The organism is uncultured Faecalibacterium sp., assembly GCF_900066275.1.
Classification (GTDB): Bacteria; Bacillota; Clostridia; order Oscillospirales; family Ruminococcaceae; genus Faecalibacterium; species Faecalibacterium taiwanense.
In genome coordinates this window covers 1-1,898 of record NZ_FMFG01000083.1, presented here as the reverse complement: position 1 = coordinate 1,898, position 1,898 = coordinate 1, and the positions used below count along the sequence as shown (strand labels likewise).

At 57.9% G+C, this 1,898-nt stretch carries 2 protein-coding genes; both read right to left on the bottom strand.

Features of this window, described 5'->3' with window-relative positions; translation table 11 throughout:
* Positions 1 to 40: 40 nt before the first annotated feature.
* A complete protein-coding gene (locus tag QZL71_RS13065) occupies positions 41 to 415 on the bottom strand; it encodes a RidA family protein (RefSeq protein WP_097774035.1) in 375 nt (124 codons plus the stop codon).
* A 29-nt stretch (positions 416 to 444) separates the two neighbouring features.
* Entirely contained in the window at positions 445 to 1,650 is a 1,206-nt protein-coding gene (gene ilvA / locus QZL71_RS13060; RefSeq protein ID WP_005942203.1) for a threonine ammonia-lyase, read from the bottom strand.
* Between the last annotated feature and the right edge of the window lie 248 nt (positions 1,651 to 1,898).

Sequence of the window (1,898 nt, the reverse complement as noted above, 5' to 3'; positions counted from 1 at the left end):
GCTGTGCCAGCGGCACAGCCCCTTTTGTGTTTAGGCCTGATTATTCGCGCACGGCGATGCACTCGATCTCCAGCTTTGCGCCCTTGGGAATGGCGGCCACCTGCACGCAGCTGCGGGCAGGGAACGGCTCAGCAAAGGCCTTGGCATACACGGCATTCACAGCGGCAAAATCGTTGATGTCAGCAAGGAAGATGACAGTCTTGACCACATTTGCCATGGAAAGGCCAGCCTCGGCCAGAATGGCCTTGAGGTTTGCAAGGCTCTGTGCAGCCTGCTCTTCAACCGTATCGGCCATCTTGCCGGTAGCAGGGTCTACCGGGATCTGGCCGGAAACAAACACCATATTGCCCAGATCGATCGCCTGGCTGTAAGGGCCGATGGCTGCGGGTGCGTTGGAAGTGGAAACGACTTTCATGATAAAACGTTCCTTTCTTTTTTCTTCTATTATACTCTTTCGCTCACAAGCTGGAAACCCTCTTTTGCAAGCTCTGCGCGGATCTGCTCGATCTGCTCGGCATCGCGGGTCTCAAGGGTGAGCTTGAGGAAGCAGCTGGAAATGGGCATGTTGGGATCGGAGCCATCGTGCTGCACCGACACCACATTGCTGCCGCAGCGGGACACGATCTCGGCCACCTTCTTGAGCTGGCCGGGCTTGTCCTCCAGCGCAATGGTCATGTTCGCCTTGCGGCCGCTCATGACCAGACCACGGGTGATCACGCGGTTGAGGATGTTCACATCGATGTTGCCGCCGGAGACGACGCAGGCCACCTTTTTGCCCTCGACCGGCAGCTTGTGGAACAGCACTGCAGCCACCGGCACGGCTCCGGCACCCTCGGCAACCAGCTTCTGGTTCTCCATCAGCGAGAGGATGGCGGCAGCGGTCTCATCCTCGCTCACGGTCACGATGTCGTCCACATACTGCTCACAGATCTGGTAGGTCAGCTCACCGGGAGTCTTGACCTGAATGCCGTCTGCAAAGGTAGAAACGGCTTTCAGGGTCTGGTACTTATGCTCGTGCAGGCTGCGGTACATGCTGGGTGCACCCTCGGCCTGTACGCCATAGACCTTCACCTCCGGGCGCAGACTCTTGATGGCAAAGGCCACGCCGGAGATCAGGCCGCCGCCGCCCACCGGCACAACGACCGCATCCACATCCGGCAGCTGATCCAGAATTTCCAGACCAATGGTTCCCTGCCCCGCGATGACCTGCTCATCGTCATAGGGGTGGATAAAGGTCATGCCGGTCTCTTCCTGCAGCTCCACAGCCTTGTCGTGGGCATCATCGTAGGTGCCGGGCACCAGACACACCTCTGCGCCCAGATTCTTGGTATTCTCCACCTTCATGATGGGGGCACCGTCCGGCATACAGACGATGCTCTTGATGCCGCGGCGGGTAGCAGCCAGCGCCACGCCCTGTGCGTGGTTGCCGGCAGAGCAGGCGATCACGCCCTTGGCGCTCTCCTCCTCGGAAAGCTGGCTGATCTTATAGTAAGCACCGCGCACCTTAAAGCTGCCGGTGGCCTGCAGGTTTTCGGTTTTCAGGTACAGCTGGCAGTCCTTGGAGAGCTTGGGTGCCTCGATGAGGTCGGTCTTGCGGGCAACATCCTTGAGCACAAAGGCTGCATGGTAGATCTTATCCAGAGTCAGCATGGTTTTCTCCCTCTATTTTTATCGTTCCCTGCTCTGCGGCTTTTCCGCCCTCAGAGCCTTTATTTCTGGCTTATTATGCATGTTTCTCAGTATAGGTTAACAAAGTTGATTTGTCAAATGAATTTCCTTCACGCCTGAAATCTAAAAAGAGAACTGCCGCAGGCATACCGCCCACAGCAGTTCTCCGTGTTTTTGTGTTTTTAACGGCCGCGGCCACCGCCGCCGCCGTGGCTGCCGCCGCCGCCCAT